The sequence below is a fragment of the Pseudomonas kairouanensis genome (assembly GCF_004682055.1).
Taxonomy (GTDB): Bacteria; Pseudomonadota; Gammaproteobacteria; order Pseudomonadales; family Pseudomonadaceae; genus Aquipseudomonas; species Aquipseudomonas kairouanensis.
This window is the reverse complement of the sequence record NZ_QUZU01000035.1, coordinates 47,569-70,835: the sequence shown is the minus strand read 5'-3', so window position 1 is coordinate 70,835 and position 23,267 is coordinate 47,569. Positions and strand designations below refer to the sequence as shown.

At 60.1% G+C, this 23,267-nt stretch carries 22 protein-coding genes; 20 read left to right on the top strand and 2 right to left on the bottom strand.

The features are described 5' to 3' along the window. Positions 1 to 112: 112 nt before the first annotated feature. Both DYL59_RS23240 and DYL59_RS23235 read right to left on the bottom strand, forming a co-directional pair. Positions 113 to 1,333, bottom strand: a complete 1,221-nt coding sequence (locus DYL59_RS23240; RefSeq protein ID WP_135291275.1) for a CaiB/BaiF CoA transferase family protein — start codon at positions 1,331 to 1,333, stop codon at positions 113 to 115. Positions 1,334 to 1,346: 13 nt separating this feature from the next. Beyond that, entirely contained in the window at positions 1,347 to 2,528 is a 1,182-nt protein-coding gene (locus DYL59_RS23235; protein WP_090367687.1) for an acyl-CoA dehydrogenase, read from the bottom strand. 158 nt (positions 2,529 to 2,686) lie between these two features. Here DYL59_RS23235 and DYL59_RS23230 point away from each other — a divergent pair, with 158 nt between their 5' ends. The 20 genes from DYL59_RS23230 to DYL59_RS23135 all read left to right on the top strand — a co-directional run bounded on the left by DYL59_RS23230 (position 2,687) and on the right by DYL59_RS23135 (position 23,228). After that, positions 2,687 to 3,586, top strand: a complete 900-nt coding sequence (locus tag DYL59_RS23230; protein ID WP_167496709.1) for a LysR family transcriptional regulator — start codon at positions 2,687 to 2,689, stop codon at positions 3,584 to 3,586. A 452-nt stretch (positions 3,587 to 4,038) separates the two neighbouring features. Beyond that, a complete protein-coding gene (locus tag DYL59_RS23225; RefSeq protein ID WP_135291273.1) occupies positions 4,039 to 5,160 on the top strand; it encodes a Re/Si-specific NAD(P)(+) transhydrogenase subunit alpha in 1,122 nt (373 codons plus the stop codon). A 15-nt stretch (positions 5,161 to 5,175) separates the two neighbouring features. Further along, positions 5,176 to 5,496: an NAD(P) transhydrogenase subunit alpha part 2 gene (locus tag DYL59_RS23220; protein WP_003187417.1), complete on the top strand. Its 321-nt coding sequence runs from the start codon at positions 5,176 to 5,178 to the stop codon at positions 5,494 to 5,496. Next, the gene (locus DYL59_RS23215) at positions 5,496 to 6,932 is read left to right on the top strand and encodes an NAD(P)(+) transhydrogenase (Re/Si-specific) subunit beta (protein WP_135291272.1); all 1,437 of its coding nucleotides are present in this window, start codon (positions 5,496 to 5,498) and stop codon (positions 6,930 to 6,932) included. The genes DYL59_RS23220 and DYL59_RS23215 overlap by 1 nt, the downstream gene beginning before the upstream one ends. Positions 6,933 to 7,111: 179 nt before the next feature. Then, complete coding sequence (locus DYL59_RS23210) at positions 7,112 to 8,605, top strand: acetyl-CoA hydrolase/transferase family protein (protein WP_135291271.1); 1,494 nt, start codon at positions 7,112 to 7,114, stop codon at positions 8,603 to 8,605. Between the two features lie 318 nt (positions 8,606 to 8,923). After that, positions 8,924 to 9,139, top strand: a complete 216-nt coding sequence (locus tag DYL59_RS23205) for a DUF1127 domain-containing protein (RefSeq protein ID WP_010168694.1) — start codon at positions 8,924 to 8,926, stop codon at positions 9,137 to 9,139. Between the two features lie 263 nt (positions 9,140 to 9,402). Continuing rightward, positions 9,403 to 9,591 (top strand): DUF1127 domain-containing protein, encoded by a 189-nt coding sequence (locus DYL59_RS23200; RefSeq protein ID WP_135291270.1) that lies wholly within the window; start codon positions 9,403 to 9,405, stop codon positions 9,589 to 9,591. Positions 9,592 to 9,727: 136 nt separating this feature from the next. Continuing rightward, positions 9,728 to 10,048 carry a DUF2388 domain-containing protein gene (locus DYL59_RS23195; RefSeq protein WP_135291269.1) on the top strand — a complete coding sequence of 107 codons (321 nt, stop codon included), beginning with the start codon at positions 9,728 to 9,730 and terminating at the stop codon, positions 10,046 to 10,048. A gap of 80 nt (positions 10,049 to 10,128) precedes the next feature. Beyond that, positions 10,129 to 10,437: a DUF2388 domain-containing protein gene (locus tag DYL59_RS23190; RefSeq protein WP_135291268.1), complete on the top strand. Its 309-nt coding sequence runs from the start codon at positions 10,129 to 10,131 to the stop codon at positions 10,435 to 10,437. A 26-nt stretch (positions 10,438 to 10,463) separates the two neighbouring features. Next, positions 10,464 to 10,784 (top strand): DUF2388 domain-containing protein, encoded by a 321-nt coding sequence (locus DYL59_RS23185; RefSeq protein ID WP_135291267.1) that lies wholly within the window; start codon positions 10,464 to 10,466, stop codon positions 10,782 to 10,784. Continuing rightward, positions 10,781 to 12,742, top strand: coding sequence for a DUF7844 domain-containing protein (locus tag DYL59_RS23180; RefSeq protein WP_135291266.1), 1,962 nt, complete (start codon positions 10,781 to 10,783; stop codon positions 12,740 to 12,742). Before DYL59_RS23185 ends, DYL59_RS23180 begins: the two co-directional genes overlap by 4 nt. 380 nt (positions 12,743 to 13,122) lie before the next feature. After that, positions 13,123 to 14,430 (top strand): CitMHS family transporter, encoded by a 1,308-nt coding sequence (locus DYL59_RS23175; RefSeq protein WP_135291265.1) that lies wholly within the window; start codon positions 13,123 to 13,125, stop codon positions 14,428 to 14,430. A 65-nt stretch (positions 14,431 to 14,495) separates the two neighbouring features. Continuing rightward, positions 14,496 to 15,263, top strand: a complete 768-nt coding sequence (locus DYL59_RS23170; protein WP_014716354.1) for a TerC family protein — start codon at positions 14,496 to 14,498, stop codon at positions 15,261 to 15,263. A 212-nt stretch (positions 15,264 to 15,475) separates the two neighbouring features. Then, positions 15,476 to 17,134 (top strand): Na/Pi cotransporter family protein, encoded by a 1,659-nt coding sequence (locus DYL59_RS23165; protein ID WP_135291264.1) that lies wholly within the window; start codon positions 15,476 to 15,478, stop codon positions 17,132 to 17,134. 57 nt (positions 17,135 to 17,191) lie between these two features. Further along, on the top strand, positions 17,192 to 18,574 hold the full coding sequence (locus DYL59_RS23160) for a M16 family metallopeptidase (protein ID WP_135291263.1): 1,383 nt from the start codon (positions 17,192 to 17,194) through the stop codon (positions 18,572 to 18,574). 71 nt (positions 18,575 to 18,645) lie between these two features. Then, complete coding sequence (locus DYL59_RS23155) at positions 18,646 to 19,677, top strand: DUF5924 family protein (protein ID WP_135291262.1); 1,032 nt, start codon at positions 18,646 to 18,648, stop codon at positions 19,675 to 19,677. A gap of 54 nt (positions 19,678 to 19,731) precedes the next feature. Then, a complete protein-coding gene (locus DYL59_RS23150; RefSeq protein WP_135291261.1) occupies positions 19,732 to 20,880 on the top strand; it encodes an ABC transporter permease in 1,149 nt (382 codons plus the stop codon). Continuing rightward, on the top strand, positions 20,877 to 21,680 hold the full coding sequence (locus tag DYL59_RS23145) for an ABC transporter ATP-binding protein (RefSeq protein WP_135291260.1): 804 nt from the start codon (positions 20,877 to 20,879) through the stop codon (positions 21,678 to 21,680). Before DYL59_RS23150 ends, DYL59_RS23145 begins: the two co-directional genes overlap by 4 nt. Before the next feature lies 1 nt (position 21,681). Then, positions 21,682 to 22,620 (top strand): MlaD family protein, encoded by a 939-nt coding sequence (locus DYL59_RS23140; protein WP_135291259.1) that lies wholly within the window; start codon positions 21,682 to 21,684, stop codon positions 22,618 to 22,620. After that, complete coding sequence (locus DYL59_RS23135; RefSeq protein ID WP_135291258.1) at positions 22,617 to 23,228, top strand: ABC-type transport auxiliary lipoprotein family protein; 612 nt, start codon at positions 22,617 to 22,619, stop codon at positions 23,226 to 23,228. The genes DYL59_RS23140 and DYL59_RS23135 overlap by 4 nt, the downstream gene beginning before the upstream one ends. The last annotated feature ends 39 nt before the right edge of the window (positions 23,229 to 23,267 follow it).

Here is a 23,267-nt window from a genome sequence, read left to right as displayed (position 1 = left end):
GACAGATATAATTCGCCGTCAACCCTTAATTCCGATTTTCTATCAATTAGCCGATATTGATTAAAAAACCATCAAATAAATGCTCGAACCTATCCTATATAGAAGAAAACGCTCAAATAACGCCTGCCTCTTTAAGGGCAGCCACATTCGTCGCCCCCAGCCCCAGCACCGTCTGCAACACTTGAACCGTATGCTCGCCTAACAGGGGCGGCGCACTGCGATACTCCACAGGCGTCTTGGATAACCTTATGGGACTTGCCACTTGAGGCACCATCCCTGCCAGCGCATGAGGCAACTCCATAGCCAACCCACGCGCCCGAACCTGAGGATCAGCAAACACCTGGGCCAGATCATTGATCGGCCCGCAAGGCACACCTACACGCTCTAGCTGCGACACCCACTCAACTGTCGTCTTGAACACCGTAGCCTGACGAATCAACGGTATCAGTTCCGCACGATTCGCCACCCGCGCCTTATTAGTAGAGAACCGCGGATCATCCGCCCACTGCGGCTGCCCAGCCACCTGCGCAAATTTGCGAAACTGCCCGTCATTACCCACCGTCAGGATGAAATCGCCGTCAGCCGTAGGAAAGTCCTGATAAGGCACAATGTTCGGATGAGCATTACCCAGGCGCTTGGGCGCCACGCCTGTGGTCAGGTAGTTCATTGCCTGGTTCGCCAGGCACGCTACCTGCACATCCAGCAGCGCCATATCTATATGTTGACCGCCACCGTCGTGATCCCGGTGAGCCAACGCAGCCAGAATCGCCACAGTCGAGTAAAGCCCCGTAAGAATGTCAGTCAAGGCCACCCCCACCTTCACCGGCCCCGCTCCGTCATCACCCTCGGGCCGTCCGGTCAGGCTCATAAGGCCACCCAACCCCTGGATCATGAAGTCATAGCCAGCCCGCGCCGCATAAGGCCCAGTCTGACCAAACCCCGTGATCGAGCAATAGATCAACTCCGGATTGATCTCCTTTAGCGACTCATAATCCAAGCCATACGCCGCCAGGCCACCCACTTTGAAATTCTCGATCAGAATGTCGGACTTGGCCGCAAGGTCACGCACCAGCTTCTGCCCCTCCGGCCGCGTGAAGTCGATGGTCACTGACTCTTTATTGCGATTTGCCGACAGGTAATACGCGGCCTCACTGGTGCTCTCACCATAGGCGTCCTTAAGAAAGGGTGGCCCCCACGCCCGCGTGTCATCACCCGCGCCAGGCCGCTCGACCTTGATCACCTCAGCCCCAAGGTCCGCCAATATCTGCCCTGACCAGGGCCCCGCCAGTACTCGCGATAAATCCAGCACCCGTAGATGCGAAAGCGCGCCCATGCCCATGCCCCTATTAATAGAACGCCTGAAGACCGGTTTGCGCACGCCCAAGAATCAGCGCATGCACGTCATGGGTCCCTTCATAGGTGTTCACCACTTCCAGGTTGACCAAGTGGCGCGCCACGCCGAACTCGTCGGAGATGCCGTTGCCCCCGAGCATGTCCCGCGCCATACGCGCAATATCCAGGGATTTGCCGCAGGAGTTACGCTTCATGATTGAGGTGATTTCAACCGCCGCCGTCCCCTCATCCTTCATGCGCCCCAAACGCAGGCAACCTTGCAGGGCCAATGTGATTTCGGTCTGCATATCGGCCAGTTTTTTCTGGATCAGCTGAGTCGCCGCCAAAGGACGCCCGAACTGCTGGCGATCAAGGGTGTATTGGCGAGCGGTATGCCAGCAGAACTCGGCAGCGCCCAGCGCGCCCCAGGAGATGCCATAACGCGCCGAGTTAAGGCATGTGAACGGCCCCTTCAAGCCACGCACATCCGGAAAGATGTTCTCTTGCGGCACAAAGACGTTATCCATGACGATCTCACCGGTGATGGAAGCCCGCAGGCCGACCTTGCCGTGAATCGCTGGAGCACTGAGCCCTTTCCAACCTTTTTCCAGGACAAAGCCACGGATATCACCGGCGTCGTCCTTGCCCCACACCACAAATACATCCGCGATAGGGCTGTTGGTGATCCACATCTTTGCGCCCGTCAGGCTGTAGCCGCCCTCAACCTTGCGCGCACGCGTAATCATCGCGCCCGGATCGGAACCATGGTTAGGCTCAGTCAGACCGAAACAACCAATCCACTCCCCAGAAGCCAGCTTCGGCAGATACTTCTGCTTCTGCGCCTCAGTGCCGAACTCGTTGATAGGCACCATGACCAGAGACGATTGCACACTCATCATCGAGCGATAGCCGGAATCGACACGCTCCACTTCACGAGCGATCAACCCATAGCTGACGTAGTTCAAGCCACTGCCACCGTACTGCTCAGGGATCATCGCGCCCAGCAGGCCGGTTTCACCCATTTCGCGAAAGATCGCCGGGTCGGTCTTTTCATGACGAAAGGCTTCGAGCACGCGCGGCGCCAGCTTGTCCTGAGCGAACTGCTCAGCACTGTCGCGCACCATGCGCTCTTCTTCGGTGAGCTGTTGATCCAGCAACAGTGGATCGATCCAGTTGAAGCTTGCCTTGCCAGCCATGAATAAGTCCTCGCGAAGATAAATCAGAAGTCGTGGATGGAGCCTAGGCCCGGCATGGCAGGAGGGCAAACGAGGTTTCTGCATAGGCTTGTGCTAATTTCTCACTTCGAAACATCCAAGAAGGGCGCATAGGCGACTTTCATGTGAGGGCAAGGTACATGCGCAGAAAAATCCCGAGCACCACGGCCCTTGTCAGCTTTGAGGCGGCGGCCCGCCACGAGAGCTTTACCAAAGCGGCTTTGGAGCTTTCCATCACTCAGGGCGCCATCTGCCGACAGATCGCCAGCCTTGAGGAGTTTTTGAGTGTCGAGCTGTTTCGCCGCTCGCGACGCGGCGTCAAGCTGACGGAAGCAGGACTGTCCTATAGCCGCCGCGTCGCTGCGCAACTGGACGCGGTGGAACGCGACACCTTGTCGGTCATGGGCCAGCAGGGCGCTAACGTGATTGAATTGGCGGTGGTTCCGACATTTGGTACCCAATGGCTGATCCCGCGCCTCAAGGACTTCCAACACCAACATCCGGAAGTCACGGTCAACCTCACCAACCGCACACGCCCCTTTCTATTTGCCGATACGCAATTCGACGCCGCCATCTACTTCGGCGACGCTGACTGGTCTGGTACCGAATCGCATCGCCTGATGGGGGAAAACCCTGTGCCTGTCTGCAGCCCTCGGCTACTCGGCAACCAGTCGCAGTTCAGCCCCCAACAGATCGCAGAACTGCCACTTTTGCAGCAGACCACTCGCCCTTATGCCTGGCGCCAGTGGTTCAACGCTCAGCAACTGAACATCCCCCGCGACATGACAGGACCGCGTTACGAGCTATTCTCGATGCTGTCCCAGGCGGCCATGCATGACATGGGCGTCGCGCTGATCCCGCCATTTCTCATTCAACGCGAATTGGAGGAGCGCCGTCTGGTGGTTGCAAACCCCGAGACGCTGAACAGTTCGAAAGCTTATTACCTGATGATTCCTGACAGAAAAGTCGAATCTGCCTCGCTACATGCGTTTAGAGACTGGCTGGTTGATCAATCCCAGCGCTACACCCCCAGCATTTAAAGGGCACAACTTCATTGCTGACTTTGTAGTCAGTTAATTTTCGATCCTACAGATATACGTATATGTCGCATTTCAGCAGACTGTACTTGTCAGCCGTAAATACCGCTCAACACCATGATTTTTATGGCTTGTAGCGACTATCACAAGCCAATACCCGACTATTCACACCAACGATGACAAATCGGCACAAAAACACCTGCAGCCCTTTAAACCCATGTATTTGAAGAGGTTATTTCAGAGTGTTGCGACAATCAGTCACAGGGTGACTTGTAGTTAATTTTTCGTCACCCGTCATAATCCCTTGAAGGCCGTAAAGTTCGCCTGCAAAATGCCGCGCCCCGCTGTCATTTCAGCGGGATCGTGCTGATCGGCCGCCCCAGTTGCGCCACTCGCGGTGCACTGGCCTTTTTACAAAAAGATCAAAAGCAAAAAGATCATGCAGGAGATTTGACGTGCACATTGGTGTTCCTCTCGAAACCCAGACCGGTGAAACGCGGGTGGCTGCCACCCCGGAAACCATCAAGAAGCTGATCGGCCAGGGCCATAAGGTCACTGTACAAAGCGGCGCCGGCATCAAGGCCAGCATCATTGACAGTGCCTATGAAACGGCAGGCGCAACCATTGGCAGTGCCAACGATGCGTTTGGCGCCGAACTGATCCTCAAAGTGGTTGCCCCCAGCGACAGCGAACTTACGCTGATCAAAAGCGGCACCGTATTGGTGGGCATGCTCAACCCGTTCAGCAACGAAACCATTGCCAAGCTCGCCGAGCGCGGCATCACGGCCTTTGCCCTTGAAGCTGCGCCGCGCACCTCGCGCGCTCAAAGCCTCGACGTGCTGTCGTCCCAGGCCAACATCGCCGGTTACAAGGCCGTGCTGCTCGCCGCCCATCACTATCCGCGCTTCATGCCGATGTTGATGACCGCTGCCGGTACCGTTAAGGCTGCTCGCGTGCTGATCCTCGGTGCTGGCGTGGCAGGCTTGCAGGCCATCGCTACGGCGAAACGTCTGGGTGCGGTGATCGAAGCATCTGACGTGCGCCCGGCCGTGAAGGAGCAGATCGAATCCCTCGGCGCCAAGTTCGTCGACGTGCCGTACGAAACCGATGAAGAACGCGAATGCGCCGTCGGCGTTGGTGGCTACGCCCGTCCGATGCCCACCAGCTGGATGCAACGCCAGGCCCTGGCCGTGCACGAGCGCGCCAAGCAGGCCGACATCGTCATCACCACCGCGCTGATCCCCGGCCGCAAAGCGCCGACCCTGCTCAGCGCTGAGACCGTGGCGCAGATGAAACCCGGCTCGGTGGTCATCGACCTCGCTGCGGCCCAAGGTGGCAACTGCCCGCTGACCGTCGCCGATCAGGTGGTGGTGGAGAACGGCGTGATCATCTGTGGCCCGACCAACCTCGCCGGTGCTGTCGCTGCCGACGCTTCGGCCTTGTATGCGCGCAACCTGCTGGACTTCCTGAAGCTGGTCTTCACCAAGGAAGGGCAGTTTGAAATCAACCTCGAAGACGACATCGTCGCCGCGTGCCTGATGTGCCGCGACGGCCAAGTCATCCGCAAAAACGCCTAAGCAGGGATTCAGACGATGGAAGAGCTTATCTCCCCCGGTATCTACAACCTGATCATCTTTGTGCTGGCGATTTATGTCGGTTACCACGTGGTCTGGAACGTGACACCCGCGCTGCACACGCCGCTGATGGCGGTGACCAACGCGATTTCCGCGATCGTGATCGTTGGCGCCATGCTGGCGGCGGCCCTCACCGTGACACCGCTGGGCAAGACCATGGGCACCCTGGCCGTGGCGTTGGCCGCAGTGAACGTGTTCGGCGGGTTCCTGGTAACCCGCAGGATGCTTGAGATGTTCAAGAAGAAAGCCCCGAAAGTAAAAGAAGAGGCGCCTAAGTAATGAGCATGAACCTGGTAACGACGCTCTACCTGATCGCGTCGATCTGTTTCATCCAGGCCCTCAAAGGCCTGTCACACCCCACCACTTCGCGTCGCGGCAACCTGTTCGGCATGCTCGGCATGGCGCTGGCGGTGCTCACTACCGTGGGCCTCATCTATAAGCTGGGTGCTGAGCTGGCTACCGCAGGCATTGGCTACGTGATCGTCGGCCTGCTGGTCGGCGGCACCGCCGGTTCGATCATGGCCAAGCGCGTAGAAATGACCAAGATGCCGGAGCTGGTGGCGTTCATGCACAGCATGATCGGCCTGGCGGCGGTTTTTATCGCGATCGCCGCCGTGGTTGAGCCGCAATCCCTGGGTATCGTCAAACACCTCGGTGACTCGATCCCAGCCGGTAACCGCCTGGAACTGTTCCTCGGCGCGGCCATCGGTGCCATCACCTTCTCCGGTTCGGTGATCGCCTTCGGCAAGCTGTCGGGCAAGTACAAGTTCCGCCTATTCCAGGGCGCACCGGTACAGTTTGGCGGGCAGCACAAGATCAACCTAGTGCTCGGCCTGCTGACCCTGGGCCTGGGCCTGGCATTCATGTTCACCGGCAACCTCACCGCCTTCGCGTTGATGTTGGCCCTGGCGTTCGTGCTCGGCGTGCTGATCATCATCCCAATCGGCGGCGCCGACATGCCGGTGGTGGTATCGATGCTCAACAGCTACTCCGGCTGGGCAGCGGCGGGCATTGGTTTCTCGCTGAACAACTCGATGTTGATCATTGCCGGCTCCCTGGTGGGTTCCAGCGGTGCGATCCTGTCGTACATCATGTGCAAGGCGATGAACCGTTCCTTCTTTAATGTACTGCTCGGCGGCTTCGGCAATGCGCCGGATGCGGGTGCCGCAGCCGGTTCCAAAGAAGCCCGCCCGGTCAAATCCGGCTCGGCCGACGATGCGACCTTCCTGCTGACCAACGCCGATACCGTGATCATCGTTCCGGGCTACGGCCTGGCAGTGGCACGGGCGCAACACGCGCTCAAGGAACTGACCGAGAAGCTGACTCACCACGGCGTTACCGTCAAATACGCGATCCACCCAGTCGCGGGTCGCATGCCCGGCCACATGAACGTCCTGCTCGCCGAGGCCGAAGTGCCTTACGACCAGGTGTTCGAGATGGAAGACATCAACTCCGAGTTCGGCCAGGCCGACGTGGTGCTGGTGTTGGGTGCCAACGACGTGGTCAACCCGGCGGCCAAGAACGATCCGAACTCGCCGATTGCCGGCATGCCGATCCTCGAAGCCTTCAAGGCCAAGACCATCATCGTCAACAAGCGCTCGATGGCCAGCGGTTATGCCGGTTTGGACAACGAACTGTTCTACCTGGACAAGACCATGATGGTCTTTGGTGATGCCAAGAAGGTCATCGAAGACATGGTCAAAGCCGTCGAGTAACCCTGCTACAGCGCAATACTCGAAACCCCGGCCTCTTGTAGGCTGGGGTTTTTTATTGCGGCATGAAACCCGACCAAAGGCTCTAAATCGCTGCCCGGCATTCGACCATGGTAGCGGGCCGAAATTTTTTGAAATCACTAAACTGCGCACCTTGCTTCCGTAGCCTGAGATAAGAATCCATGTACCGTGATCGCATCCGCTTGCCTTCGTTGTTGAACAAGGTCATGAGCGCGGCCGACGCCGCCGCACTGATCGAAGACGGCATGACCGTCGGCATGAGCGGCTTCACCCGTGCCGGTGAAGCCAAGGCCGTGCCCCACGCCCTGGCCGAACGAGCCAAGACATCGCCACTGAAAATCACGCTGATGACCGGCGCCAGCCTGGGCAACGACCTGGACAAGCAACTGACCGAAGCCGGTGTACTGTCACGACGCATGCCGTTCCAAGTCGACAGCACCCTGCGCAAGGCGATCAACGCCGGCAAAGTCATGTTTATCGACCAGCACCTGTCGGAAACCGTTGAGCAACTGCGCAACAATCAGCTCAAACTGCCAGACATCGCCGTGATTGAAGCGGTTGCGATTACCGAGCAAGGCCACATTGTGCCGACCACCTCCGTGGGCAACTCCGCCAGCTTCGCGATTTTCGCCAAGCAGGTGATCGTCGAGATCAATATGGCGCACAACCCCAACCTCGAAGGGTTGCACGACATCTATATCCCCACCTACCGCCCAACGCGCACCCCGATCCCGCTGGTAAAAGTTGACGACCGCATTGGCAGCACCGCGATCCCGATCCCGCCGGAGAAGATCGTCGCCATCGTGATCACCAACCAGGCCGACTCCGCCTCTACAGTGACGCCGCCCGACAGCGACACTCAGGGCATCGCCAACCACCTGATCAACTTCCTCAAGCAGGAAGTGGACGCCGGGCGCATGACCAATAAGCTCGGGCCACTGCAGGCGGGTATCGGCAATATCGCCAACGCGGTGATGTGCGGCCTGATCGAATCGCCGTTCGAAGACCTGACCATGTACTCGGAAGTGCTGCAGGACTCGACATTCGACCTGATCGACGCCGGCAAGCTGAGTTTCGCCTCGGGCAGCTCGATCACCTTGTCGGAGCGGCGCAATGCCGATGTGTTCGGCAACCTGGAGCATTACAAAGATAAGCTGGTACTGCGCCCGCAAGAAATCTCCAACCACCCCGAGGTTGTACGCCGCCTGGGGATTATCGGGATCAACACTGCGCTGGAGTTCGATATCTACGGCAACGTCAATTCCACCCACGTCTGCGGCACTCGGATGATGAACGGCATTGGCGGCTCAGGGGACTTCGCGCGCAATGCGCACCTGGCGATCTTCGTCACCAAATCCATCGCCAAGGGCGGTGCGATTTCCAGCGTGGTGCCGATGGTCAGCCATGTGGACCACACCGAGCATGACGTCGATATCCTGGTAACAGAGGTCGGGCTGGCCGATTTGCGTGGTTTGGCGCCTCGTGAGCGGGCGAGGGTAATCATCGATAACTGCGTGCATCCTGCCTACCGCGATGCGCTGAACGCTTACTTCAACGCCGCCTGTGCCATCGGCGGGCATACCCCGCACATCCTGCGTGAGGCACTGAGTTGGCACATTAACCTGGAAGAAACCGGCCATATGCTCAAGGCGTAATTGGTACAGATACGGGCTGATGTACATACAGTTTCATCAGCCCGGCTGCATCCACTGACTTTCTGAAAAAAACTGTACTTCTGTACCGGTCAATTCCTACCGAATTCTCCTACACAATTCATCGAAAATGCCTATTTCGCACTGTTTCAGTGCAGACAGGTACAGTTGCCCCATTTCCGTACAGTACAGCCCCCTTAAACAGTTAACTGGCCCCTCACAATACAGGTGAACTGTATCTAGAGAGTCTTGCGTCACAGGAGGATCATTGGCATCAGTTAAACCACTACCTAAACCCGCCACAAGCGGAAGGATGTCATCATGGAACGTACACTCAGTTCCGATCTGTTCTTCGAAGAAAAAGCTGTAAACACCCAGGCTTCCCTGCCTTTGCGCGTTATCGCCAACCTGATGTTGTGGCAGCGCCGCATCTCCAGCCGCCACCAACTGGCTCGTCTGGATTCGCGTCTGCTGGCTGACGCCGGTATCAGCGAAGCTCAACGCTACGAAGAGCTGAGCAAGCCGTTCTGGCGCTGATTAGCGCTCGCTGGCCCTGACCTGTAGGGTCCACTGCCAGCAACCAGATTTGTCAAAACAAAGCCCGCCCCGGGTAACCGGAGGCGGGCTTTGTTGTACTTGGAATGCTGGTTTTTTTGCAGCCGCACAGAAGCCAGTCAAACCAATAGGTACAGTTTTAAAAACAAAACAGTTAAGCAGTACAATTTGATATTGGTGTATCTGTATCGGTTATCGCGCCTCACCCAACATGGTGTTCCAGAACCTCATGAAAGGCGCCAGCCATGGATACGCAAACCCCTCCTCTCTATCGACGGCTGTTGAGCACCACCGCCCGCACCCTGGCGAAATGGGCGCGCCACGCCCACGAGCGACGCCAACTGGCGCAACTGGATCGACGCGAACTGTCTGACGTGGGCATCAGCCCCAGCGACCGCCTGACCGAGCTGGCTAAACCTTTCTGGCGTGACTAGGCAGTCAAGACGCTTCCCGAACGGATAAACGGCGGCTTAATATCCAGCCACTGCGTGGCGAACTGTCTAGAGCAGGCGTCTGATCCTCAATGGCTGCCCTGCGCCACGCTATCCGCTCACCTAAAGGAGTCACCCCATGTCCCGTCTTCGCCTGCTGAGTGCTGCCGCCCTGTTGGCCGTGGCTGCCAACGCCAACGCGACCAGCTTTATCGTGACCACCGACTCGATCGTTGGCGCCCTCAAAGCGACCTCCGATGCCACTTCCGATGCCACGTCGTCCCTGCGCGACAACAAAGTGGTACGCGCAGCCCGTGATGACGCCGCCAGCTTTGTTGCCAGCGAAGGTGCCATTCGCGGTGTGAAGCTCGAAAGCGCCCTGGCCCAGATCCGCCAACAAGCCCCACAACTGAACACGGCATCTGACGCGCAGTTGGCCCAAGCCATCCTCGCCATCTGAATGCAGGCGTGATGCCCTGGCGCTGGCTCTCGCCCGGGCATTGCGCTAGCCTTTGCGCTCGCTTTCAGTTGTCGAGTCCCATGGCTTTTTCATACCGTTTATTCATAGTTCCTATCGTATTTTCCGCCGGCTGGTCGCCATTGGCATCGGCCTTTGATTTGACTACGCAGGGCACCGTCGCGAGCGCGTACGCCACCAGCAAGGTGACGTCCGCCCCCTTCGACCGGAAAGTGATCGTGGCCGCCCAGGATGATGCGGCGGCGTTCATCGCCACTGACGGACAATGGCGTGGCGCTCGGCTGGAATCGGCATTGGATTACCTGCGCCGCACCCAACCAAAACTAAACGCCAGCGACCGTGAACTGGCGCAAGCAATTCTCGTCCAATAATCATCTTTGTATTTCGGAGTCTTTCCATGCGTAGCCCGCTGATCGCCGCCACCCTTGGCCTGCTGTTGTTGGCCGATGTTGCCCAGGCACACACCCTGGTGGCCACCAGTAACATCATTGTTCGTGCCTCCGGTCGCACCATTGATTTCACTTCGGACACCACCACTTCTATCCGCGACTCCAAAGTCGTGCGCGAAGCCCACGATGATGCCGCCAGTTTCGTCGCCAGCAATGGAGAAATCCGCGGCGCACAACTGGAAGCGGCCTTCGACACCATTCGTACGCGCTTGCCAGAAACGCGCGATGCCAGTGACCAGAGCCTCGCCGAAGCTATCCTCGCTCTGTGAGGCGCCTGGTCGCCTGGCTATTGGCGTGGGCTGTGCTGCTCAGTGCAGGCGCAGCCCAGGCCAGCCTGCAACTGCGGCTCAAGGCCGAAGGCTTGAGCCCGGCCCAGCAGCAGGCCAGCCAGGCATTGCTCGATGAAGCGCTGCGGGCATTGCCGCCGCGCTTTGTCGAGCAACTGGACCGGCGCATTGATGTCGGCTGGACCGACAAAATGCCCGAGAACGCCTACGGCCAGGCCTCCCTGGTGTCCGAGCTGGACCTTAACAGCAACCTGCTCGCCAGCCTCACCGACGGCTCCGCCGCCACCCAGAAAACCAACCGCCCCCACGGCACCGTGCGCCGGGAAATGCTTGCCACCGTGCTGCATGAGCTGACCCACATCTATGACCGTGCACGCCTGTGGTCCAAAGACGAACGCGCGCTGATCAACCGCTGCAACCGCCAGAACAACATCACCGGCCTGATCGGCCTGCCCGATCAATGCCGTGGCCAGAATGACCGCCGCTTCACCCTGAGCGACGACCCACGCCTGCTGGACCTCGCCGGCTGGCCGCAATACGTCGGCCGCCGTGGCGAACGCGAGCAGCACAACCATCAAGTCGCCCGCAGCCCGGATATCTACGAAACCAGCAGCCCACTGGAGTTCGTCGCGGTCAACATGGAGTACTTCCTGCTCGACCCCAGCTACGGCTGCCGACGCCCCGCACTGTTCCGTTATTACAAGGAACACTTCGGCTGGGCGCCGCCTGAACAAGACACCTGCGCCAAGACCTATCCTTTCCTGAACGCCGGTAACGACTTCGCCAAGACTCCACTGGGCCAGATCGATCCGGAACGCGTCTACGAAATCGACTACCTGCTGGCCGAAGCCAACCAGAACCTGGTCAGCCGCTGGGGCCACAGCATGTTGCGCCTGGTGATCTGCGCCCCTGGCCGCCCGCGTGGCCCGGATTGCCGGCTGGACCTGGACCAGCATTTGGTCTTGTCATACCGCGCCTTCGTCGGTGACGTTCAGCTGTCGAGTTGGGATGGCCTGGTGGGCAAGTACCCCTCGCGGCTGTTCGTGCTGCCGCTGGCCCAAGTGATCGACGAATACACCAAGACCGAATTGCGCGGCCTTGCTTCCGTGCCCCTGAAACTCACGCGCCAGGAGATCAACGACACCGTCGAGCACGCCGCCGAGATGCATTGGAGCTACGACGGCAGTTACTTCTTCATTTCCAATAACTGCGCCGTGGAAAGCCTGAAGCTGTTACGCAGTGGCAGCGCCAACCCGCGACTGACCGGCCTGGACAACATCACCCCCAACGGTTTGCTGGAAGTGCTCAGCGCCCGCGGCCTGGCCGACACCAGCGTACTCGAGGACAAACGTAGAGCCCTGCGCCTGGGCTATCACTTCGACTCTTTCCGCGAGCGCTACCAGGCGATGTTCGACGTATTGCGCAAGCATCTGCCAATCAAACAGACCCAGGTCGAGGACTGGCTGGCCCTCAGCGCTGCCGAACGTCGGCCGTGGTTCGAGCAGGCCGACTTGCGTACCAGCGCAGCACTGTTGTTGCTGGAACAGGCGAGCTTTCGCAAACAACTGATGCTCGCTCAAGACGAGGTCAAACAACGCTACCTCGGCGCCCGCGAGCTTAAAAACGGCGGCATGGAAAGGGCCAACCACACCCTGCAACAAATCCTCGCCAACAGCGGCTTCCTCAGCCGCCCGGCAGAACTGCTGGACAGCGGCGGCTACGGCCTGCCGCAACCGTCGGAAGCCAAACGCCTGGAATCGGAAAGCGCCGAGCGCCAGAAGCAGCTGCAATCGCTGACCGGTGACCTGGATAAAGAGGTGAGGGCACTGCTGGACCCGGCCCGTGCCGATGAGATTGCGGCGTGCGAGGCCAACCTCAAGCAGGTGGGTGAGCACTTGCGCAAGCTGCACAAAGCTGCCGGCGGCCTTGAATTACCCTAAGCACTCCAGTCAAACAAAGTCCAAATGTGGGAGGGGGCTTGCTCCCGATTGCAGTGGGTCAGCAGATAAATCTGGTGGCTGACACACCGCAATCGGGAGCAAGCCCCCTCCCACATTTGGATCTGCATAAATCCACAGACCTTGCCACTTCCCTTCATCACCTGTTTTGCCAGCGAAAGCTGGCTGAAAGCTTTCCCGTCTAGGATCGCCTCCAACTGCCGGCAACAGACCGGCTGTACACAACAACAATGGTGATTCCCGATGTCCGCCCGTACCCGCCTGTTTGCGCCAACTCCCCCCGTACGCCTCGTGCCTTTCGTTCTGCGCTGAGCCCCACCCGGTTCGCCATTCCCTAGCCGCGCTACGCCTGGAGTATTCCTATGCTGACTTTCCTTGGCTTTGCCATGGTCATCACGTTCATGTTCCTGATCATGACCAAGCGCCTGTCCGCGCTGATCGCCTTGATCATCGTGCCGATCCTGTTCGCGCTGTTCGGTGGTTTCGCACCCGAGATCGGCCCGATGATGCTTGCAGGCATCACCAAGCTGGCGCCGACCGGCGTGATGCTGATGTTTGCCATCCTCTACTTTGCCCTGATGATCGACTCCGGCCTGTTCGACCCGGCCGTGCGCAAGATCCTCAAGATGGTCAAGGGCGACCCGCTGAAGGTCTCGGTCGGCACCGCCGTACTGGCCTTGGTGGTTTCCCTGGACGGTGATGGCGCCACCACCTACATGATCTGCGTGGCCGCCATGCTGCCGCTGTACCAACGCATCGGCATGAGCCCACGGATCATGGCCGGCCTGATCATCCTCGCCGGTGGCGTGATGAACATGACCCCTTGGGGCGGCCCGACTGCCCGTGCCGCCAGTGCGCTGCATGTGGACCCTTCGGACATTTTCGTACCGATGATCCCGGCCATGGCTGCCGGTGTCGTGGCGATCCTGGGGATCGCCTACATGTACGGCAAGCGCGAGCGTGCCCGCCTGGGTGAGCTGCACCTGCAAGGCGATGAGATCGACCACAGCGAAATCAGCGTGTCCCAATTCCCGGACGCCCGCCGTCCGAAGCTGATCTGGTTCAACGGCGCCCTGACCTTCGCCCTGATGTGCACGCTGATTGCCGGTCTGTTGCCGCTGCCAGTGCTGTTCATGGTGGCGTTCAGTATCGCGATGATCGTCAACTACCCGTGCCTGCAGATGCAGAAAGACCGTATTGCCGCCCACTCCGGCAGCGTGCTGGCGGTGACTGGCCTGATCTTCGCGGCCGGTATCTTCACCGGCATCCTGTCGGGCACCGGCATGGTCGACGCCATGTCCAAGAGCCTGCTGGCGGTCATCCCTGACGCACTGGGCCCGTACCTGGCAGTGATCACCGCGCTGGTGAGCATGCCGTTCACCTTCTTCATGTCCAACGACGCGTTCTACTACGGCGTACTGCCGGTGCTGGCCGAAGCCGCCAGCCACTACGGCATCACCGCCGTGGAAATGGCCCGCGCCTCCATCGTCGGCCAGCCGGTGCACTTGCTCAGCCCGCTGGTACCGTCCACCTACCTGTTGGTGGCCCTGGCCGGGATCGAATTTGGCGATCACCAGCGCTTCACCCTCAAGTGGGCAGTGCTGGTTTGCCTGTGCATAATGTTCGCCGCATTGCTGATGGGGATTTTTCCGCTGTTCAGCACTCTATAATCGTACCAACCCAACCGCGCGGCGCTGCAGCTTGCGCGGTTTAACACTTGCTCAAAGGAATACACATGGAATGGCTGACCAATCCAGAGATCTGGATTGCCTTCTTCACCCTGACGGCCCTTGAGATCGTCCTGGGCATCGATAACATCATCATGATTTCGATCCTGGTCAGCCGCATGCCCAAGCATATGCAGGCACGCACACGGATCTTCGGCCTGGCCCTGGCCATGGTTACGCGCATCCTGTTGCTGCTGTCGATCACCTGGGTGATGCAACTGACCGCCGATCTGTTCGTGGTGTTCGGGCAGGGCATTTCCGGTCGCGACCTGATCCTGTTCTTCGGTGGTCTGTTCCTGCTGTGGAAAAGCTCCCAGGAGATGTACCACGCCCTGGAAGGTGAAGACGAAACCCACGACGAGCCAAAAGGCGCCGGCGGCAAGTTCATCTACACCATCATCCAGATCGCCATCATCGACATCGTGTTCTCACTGGACTCGGTCATCACCGCCGTCGGCATGGTTTCCCATGTGCCCGTCATGGTTGCGGCGATTGTCGTGGCCGTACTGGTGATGATGCTGGCCGCCGGCACCATCAGCGAATTCATCGACAAGCACCCGTCGCTGAAGATGCTCGCGCTGTCGTTCCTGCTGGTGGTCGGTACCGTGCTGATCGCCGAATCCTTCGATGTGCATGTGCCTAAAGGCTACGTCTACTTCGCCATGGCGTTCTCGCTGGCGGTAGAAGCGGTGAACATCAAGATGCGCACCGCCATCGCCAAAAAGAAGAAACAGCAGGATCCAGTGAAACTGCGTAAGGACATTCCGGGTCAATAAACCCGAGCCAGACCAAAAAGGGGCTTTTACAAGCCCCTTTTTTGCATCCGCAAAAAGTTGATTTCATGACACATTTGTTTCAATCCCCGAATCAGCTATGCGATGCTGGCGCGCAGGCCATTGTCCAACTACAGCTTAAATACAAGACGTAGACCGGCACGCGGCACATTTCCTTCGCCTCAGTTGAGGCACACCCACACGGGGGGCCGAGCATGCTGACGTTGCTCAATCTGCTTTCCGCCGTGACCCTGCTTATCTGGGGCACGCACATCGTCCGTACCGGCATCCTGCGGGTCTACGGCTCCAACTTGCGCCAAGTGATCGGGCAGAACATGTCCAAGCGCTGGCTGGCGTTTGTCGCGGGCATCCTGGTGACGGCCATGGTGCAGAGCAGCAATGCCACGGCAATGCTGGTGACTTCGTTCGTCGGCCAAGGGTTGATGGGGCTGATGCCCGCCCTGGCGACCATGCTCGGTGCCGACGTCGGTACAGCCTTGATGGCACGGGTACTGACGTTTGACCTGTCGTGGCTGTCGCCGCTGCTGATTTTTCTGGGCGTGATTTTCTTCCTGTCGCGCAAACAGACGCGGGCAGGGCAGATGGGCCGCGTGGGCATCGGCCTGGGCCTGATCATTCTGGCGCTGCAATTGATTGTGGAAGCCGCAGGGCCAATTACCCACGCCCAGGGCGTCAAAGTCATCTTCGCCTCGCTGACCGGCGACATTTTGCTGGACGCCCTGGTCGGTGCGCTGTTCGCGATGATTTCCTACTCCAGCCTCGCCGCCGTACTACTCACCGCCACCCTGGCCGGCGCCGGGGTGATCGGCTTGCACGTGGCCATCGGCCTGGTGATCGGCGCCAACATCGGCAGCGGCGTGCTGGCCTTCCTCAGCACCAACATGCAGAACGCCGCCGGTCGCCAGGTGGCCTTGGGCAGCCTGTTGTACAAGCTGATCGGCCTGCTGCTGATCATCCCGGTCCTTGACCCCCTCGTACGCTGGATGGACGGCTTGGACTACAACGTCCAAGGCATGGTCATCACCTTCCACCTGCTCTACAACGTCAGCCGCTGCCTGATCCTGTTGCCCACCATCGGCCCGATGGCCCGCCTTTGCGCCTGGCTGCTGCCAGAACAACAGGAAGCCAACGGCAAGGCCAAGCCGCGCCACCTGGACCCGACCGCCCTCAGCACGCCAAGCCTGGCCCTGGCCAACGCCGCGCGGGAAACCCTGCGCCTGGGCGACCTGATCGACAACATGCTGACCTCGATGCAAGAGGTGCTGCGGGGCAAACAAACCGCCATCACCCAAGAGATGCGCAGCCTCAGCGACGACGTCGAAGCCCTGTACAGCGCGATCAAACTCTACCTGGCGCAAATGCCCCGTGAAGACCTGAGCGAGCAGGACAGCCGGCGCTGGGCCGAGATCATCGAACTGTCGATCAACTTGAAGCTCGCCGGCGACCTGATCGAGCGCATGTTGCGCAAGGTCCAGCAACAAAAGACCTCCCAGCGCCGACAGTTCTCCGAAGTCGGCCTGGAAGAACTCTCCGGCCTGCACAGCCAGTTGATCGCCAACCTGCGCCTGGGGCTGTCGGTATTCCTCAGTGCCGACCCGGAAAGCGCCCGCCAATTGCTGCGTGAGAAGCGCCGCTTTCGCGCCCAGGAACGCCGCCTGGCCCACGCTCACGTCAGCCGATTGCAGCGCAAAATCGTACAGAGCCTGGAGACCAGTTCCCTACACCTGGAGCTGATTGCCGACATGAAACGCCTCAACTCGTTGTTTTGCAGCAGTGCGTATGTAGTGTTGGAAACGTCCGACACCGGCGCGCTCTCGGCCGAAGATATTGCCGACATCACGCATTCGCCCTGAACGTACGACGGCCCGTGAAGTCAGTTAACACTGACCTCACTCGCCAGGAAGCTTGTTATGCGTCGCCTGTTATTCGCCTGCCTGCTCATGGGCTCTGCCCACGCCTTTGCCTTTGATCGCCTGCAAGTCGAGGGCTACACCCTGCCCAACGGCCTGCAATTGCTGCTCAAGCCGGGCACCGAGCGCGGGCATGTGGCAATCCGACTGGTGGTCGGTGTTGGCCTGGATGACTTCCCCTGCGAACAAAAGGAACTGCCGCACCTGCTGGAGCATTTGCTGTTCAGCGGCATCGATGGCGGCGGTGAAGGCGACCTCGAAGACCGCATGCAAGCCCTGGGCGGTGAGTGGAACGCCTACACCAGCAATGCCGACACCACCTTCGTGATCGAGGCCCCGGCGCAAAACCAGCGCAAGGTGCTCGACCTGCTGCTGGCGATCATCACCCGTACCGAACTGAGTGACGCCAACATCGCCGCCGCCAAGCAGGTGGTAGAGCGCGAAGACGGCGGCCACTACTCGCACTTGCAACGCCTGCTGGACCGCCAGGACCTGGGCCACACCGCCAGCAACCAACTGGCCGTCGAACTGGGACTCAAATGCGCCGAACGTGCCGAAGTCGGCCCACTGACCCGCAACCAATTGGAAGACCTGCGCAAACACTGGTACGCCCCCAACAACATGACCCTGATCGTCGTCGGCGAACTCGACAAGCTACTACCAGCTTATCTGGAACGCACCTACGGCCAACTCGACCCCATCGACCCCACCGAACACCCGGCGCTGCCGCAAATCCAGCACGCTGGCGCCAGCCATCGCGAACTGATCCACGGCTGGGTCGGCGACAGCGCCAAGCTGCACTGGCTGTTTCCCGAACCGGTGCTGGACGACCAGCACGATGAAACCTACGACCTGCTCAAGGACTACCTCGACTGGGCGCTGTATCGCCAATTGCGCCTCAAGCACGCGTTGTCCTACGGCCCCTGGAGCGAACGCGAAGTGCTCGGCGGTGTAGGTTTCCTAAGCCTCAATGCCGACCTTGAGCGGGAAAACCTCCCCGAAGCCGAGCAGGTGCTGCAAGACCTGCAAGCCCAGCTGCTTAAAAACGGTCTAGACCCGGCGGTGTTCGCCCGCCTGCAACAAGCCGCCATCGCCCGTCAGGCCTGGGCCGTGCAGGGCAACAGCGCCCTGGCCGATTACTACTGGAGCGCGGCCAGCGACTACAACAACGGCCACTTCAGCGACCCGGTCAAACGCATCAAGGCGGTGAGCCTGGAGCAGACCAACCAAGCCATGCGCGAGGTGTTCAAGCAGCCGGGCTACTGGCGCATCGAAAAACCCTTGTTGAGCTACGACACCCTCAGCTGGATCGGTGCAGGTCTGCTGGGGCTGATCGCGATTGTGTTGATCGGCGTGCGGGTTTATCGCAAACCGATTGCGTAATCAGGCACCGGACACCGGGCTAAGACGTTATTCTGTCTGGGATTTTTCCTATAAAGACTGCGAACCGCCGAATGCAAAGCCTGACCGACGTAATCCAGCGCATCCTCGTACTGATGAAGCGCTACCCAGGGGTGATTGCACTCGGCGGTTTCATCTCGGGCGTGTGCAGCTTCATCCTGGTGGACCGCCAGCAAGGCATGGCCAGTTGGATTGCGGTGATCATGCTGGTCAGCTGGCTTTGGCTGATGCTGGAAAACAGCTTTACCCAGCTTTTCACCAAGGTGTTCAAGCGGGAAATCCCCGAGCCGCTCCTGCGTTACGCGACCCAGATGATCCACCAGGAAAGTCTGTTTTTCGTGCTGCCGTTCTTTTTCATCACCACCGCCTGGAACAGCGGCCAATCGATATTCACCGGCCTGCTGGGCGCGGCGGCATTGGTATCGATCATTGACCCGCTGTACTACAAATGGCTGGCGCCCAAGCGCTCGTTGTTCCTCGCGCTGCACACCCTGACCCTGTTCGCCGCGCTGCTGACCGCGCTGCCGATCATTCTGCACCTGACCACTGCCGAGAGTTACAAACTGGCCCTGGGCGTGGCCATGGCGCTGTCGATCCCAAGCCTGGCAGTGAGCCTGCCGCTACGCAGCATCAAGGGCTGGGCGATGCTGCTGGGGGTCACCGCCGCCATTGGCTGCGCCGGTTGGTTCCTGCGCAGTTGGGTACCGCCGGCCACCCTGTGGATGACCGAAGTGGCCATCAGCACCCAACTGCAAGACCGCACGCCGGGCGACGACCTCAAGGAAGTCAACGCCGCCCAACTGCGCAGTACGGGGTTGTACGCCTACACCGCGATCAACGCGCCCCGCGGGCTGGATGAGCGGATTTACCACGTGTGGAAGTTCAACGGCAAAGAGGTCGATCGCATCGCCCTGGATATCCACGGCGGGCGCAAGGAAGGCTACCGCGCCTGGACCCACAAGCAGAACTTCCCGGGCGATGCCGTGGGCCGCTGGCAAGTGCAAGTGCTGACGGAGGACGGGCAGGTCATCGGCGTGCTGCGCTTCAAAGTCACCGACACAGCACAAACGGACAACCCAAAGTAGGCAGGTTCGTGCTATTACGTAGGAATTGTGGATAGCCAAACAAGCTCGGAGCTTATGACCAGTCGTACCACAGCCGGCGCAGCCCACCTCGATACGTCCACTTCCCCGCCCCAGCTGAGGATTACGGGGGACTGGACGCTTGCCCACTACACCAACCTGAAGAAGCTGTCGGACAAGCTCGACGGCCAATACGACGCCGGCGCGCGCATTGACCTCAATGGCCTCGGCGCGCTGGACACCGCCGGCGCGTCGCTGCTGGTGGAACTGCTGGGCCCCACGCGCATCGAGCAATCCGCCGAGCAGACCGACTGCAGCTTGTCCGCCGCCGACCGCGCACTGCTCAAGACCGTCTACCGCTCCCTCAACGACTTTTGCGTCCCCGAGAAAGCCCCGGAAGAAGCCACCGGCATTCAGGTGCTGGCGCGTATCGGCCGGGCGGTGGATAAAGTCTGGCAAGACAGCAAGCAACTGCTGGGCTTTATCGGCTTGATCCTGGAAACCTTCGCCCGCGGCATTTTGCGCCCCAAGCGCTGGCGCATCACGCCGATGGTCGCGCATATCGAACAAACCGGCCTGGACGCTGCGCCCATCGTCGCATTGCTCACCTTCCTGGTGGGCGCCGTGGTGGCCTTCCTTGGCGCTACCGTGCTCAAGAGTTTCGGCGCGACGATTTTTACCGTGGACCTGGTGGCGTTTTCTTTCCTACGGGAATTTGGCGTATTGCTTACCGCCATCCTGATCGCCGGCCGCACCGCCAGTGCTTTTACCGCACAGATCGGCTCGATGAAGGCCAACGAAGAAATCGACGCCATCCGCACCCTGGGCCTGGACCCGATGGAGTTGCTGGTGTTGCCCCGCGTGCTGGCGCTGCTGGTGTCACTGCCCATGCTGACGTTTTTGGCGATGCTCTCGGGCATCGTCGGCGGCGGCGTGGTGTGTGCCGTGGCGCTGGATATTTCGCCGGCGATGTTTCTGTCGCTGCTCAAATCCGACATTGGCGTGCAGCACTTCTTGGTGGGCATGGTGAAAGCACCGATCTTCGCCTTCCTGATCGCTGCCATTGGTTGCCTGGAGGGCTTCAAGGTCAGCGGCAGTGCTGAGTCGGTCGGCGCCCACACCACCTCCAGTGTGGTGCAATCGATCTTCGTGGTGATCGTGTTGGATGCGGTGGCTGCGCTGTTCTTTATGGAGATGGGCTGGTGAGTCGTCTACACCGTGCGCCCAGTGAGGCGGTGATTGAAGTGCGAGGGTTGTGCAACCGCTTTGGCAGCCAGAGCGTGCACGAGAACCTCGACCTGGATTTATATAAAGGCGAGATCCTGGCGGTGGTGGGCGGCTCTGGCAGCGGCAAGTCGGTGCTGTTGCGCAGCATTGTCGGCCTGCGCCAGCCCAGCGAGGGTGAGGTGCGGGTGTTTGGCAAGAACCTGCCGAGCCTGCCGGAACATGAGCGTTCGCTGGTGGAGCGACGCTTTGGCGTGCTGTTCCAGAAGGGCGCGTTGTTTTCGTCGCTGACCGTCACCGAAAACGTCGCGTTGCCATTGATCGAACATGCAGGCCTCAGCCGTCGCGACGCCGAACACCTGGCCGCGGTGAAACTGGCCTTGGCCGGGCTGCCGCTGTCGGCCGCCGACAAGTACCCCGCGTCGCTGTCCGGCGGCATGATCAAGCGCGCCGCCCTGGCCCGCGCCCTGGCCCTGGACCCAGACATTCTGTTTCTCGACGAACCCACCGCCGGGCTCGATCCGATTGGCGCGGCGCAGTTCGACCAACTGATCCTGACCTTGCGCGATGCGTTGGGCTTGAGCGTATTCCTGGTCACCCACGACCTGGACACGCTGTACACCATCACCGACCGCGTGGCCGTGCTGGCACAGAAGAAAGTGCTGGTGGCCGATGCCATCGATGTCGTCTCGGAAACCGACGACGCCTGGATTCACGAATATTTCCACGGCCCCCGGGGCCGCGCGGCATTGGATGCCGCTCAACCGCTCAACGAGGTATGACATGGAAACCCGCGCCCATCATGTGATGATCGGTCTGTTCAGCGTAATCGTGGTGGTCGGCGCGATGTTGTTTGGCCTGTGGTTGGCCAAATCCAGCATCGACAGTGCCTTCCAGGATTACGAAGTGGTGTTCAACGAGGCGGTCAGCGGCCTGTCCCAAGGCAGTTCGGTGCAGTACAGCGGGATCAAGGTGGGCGACGTGATCAGCCTGCGCCTGGACCCGAAAGACCCGCGCCGCGTCCTGGCGCGCATCCGTCTGGCCGGCCAGACTCCGATCAAGGTCGACACCCAGGCCAAGCTGGCCCTGACCGGTATCACCGGCACCTCGATCATCCAGCTCAGCGGTGGCACGCCGCAAAGCCCTGAACTCAAGGGCAAGGACGGCAACCTGCCAGAGATCATCGCGTCACCGTCGCCCATCGCGCGCCTGCTCAACAACAGCAACGACCTGATGACCAGCATCAACCTGCTGCTGCACAACGCCAACGCGCTGTTCTCGCGGGAAAACGTCGAACGCTTGAGCACCACCCTCGACAACCTGCAACAAACCACCGGCGCCATCGCCGACCAGCGCGGTGACATCAAGGTGGTCATGCAGCAACTGATGCAGGTGAGCAAGCAGGCCAGCGGTGCCCTTGAGCAAACCACGGTGCTGATGCGCAACGCCAACGGCCTGCTCAACGACCAAGGCAAACAAGCGTTCAGCAGCGCCGAGCAGGCCATGAAGTCCCTGGAACAAAGCACCGCTACCATCAACACCTTGCTGGCCAACAACAAGGACTCGGTAAACAGCGGCATGCAGGGCCTCAACGAACTGGCGCCGGCCGTGCGCGAACTGCGCGAGACCTTAGGTTCGCTGCGCGCCATCTCCCGCCGCCTGGAAGCCAACCCCAGCGGTTACCTGCTGGGCAGCGACAAGAACAAGGAGTTCACGCCATGAAGCGTGCTTACCAAATGATCGCCCCTGTGGCCCTGGCAATGATCAGCGCCTGTTCGATCCTGCCAAAGCCAGACCCTTCGGATGTCTACCGCCTGGCATCGGCCCAGACCGCCACCCAGGGTGCGCAGGTCAGTTGGTCGCTGCGGGTGAACAAACCGCAGACCAGCGAATTTCTCGACAGCCCGCGCATTGCCGTGGTGCCCAACGGCGACCTGATCAGCAGCTATGCCAACTCGCGCTGGAGCGACCCGTCGCCGGTGCTGTTGCGCAACCGCTTCATGGATGGTTTCCAACGCGATGGCCGGGTGACGCTGTTGAGCACCGACGAGACCAATCTACAGGCCGACTATGAGCTGGGCGGGCAGTTGCAGGCATTCCAGAGCGAATACCGGGGCAGCGCCGTGGAGGTGGTGATCCGTCTGGATGCGCGGCTGGTGCGCGGCAGTGATCAGCGCATTATTGCCAGCCGGCGGTTTGAAGTGCGCCAGCCGGTCAGTGACACCAAGGTGCCAGCGGTGGTGGCCGGGTTTGGAGCGGCGGGGGATCAGTTGAATAAGCAGGTGGTGGAGTGGGTGGTGCAGCAGGGCAACAGTGCTGTGAAACGCTGAGGGCCTCTTCGCGAGCAAGCCCGCTCCCACATTCGACCG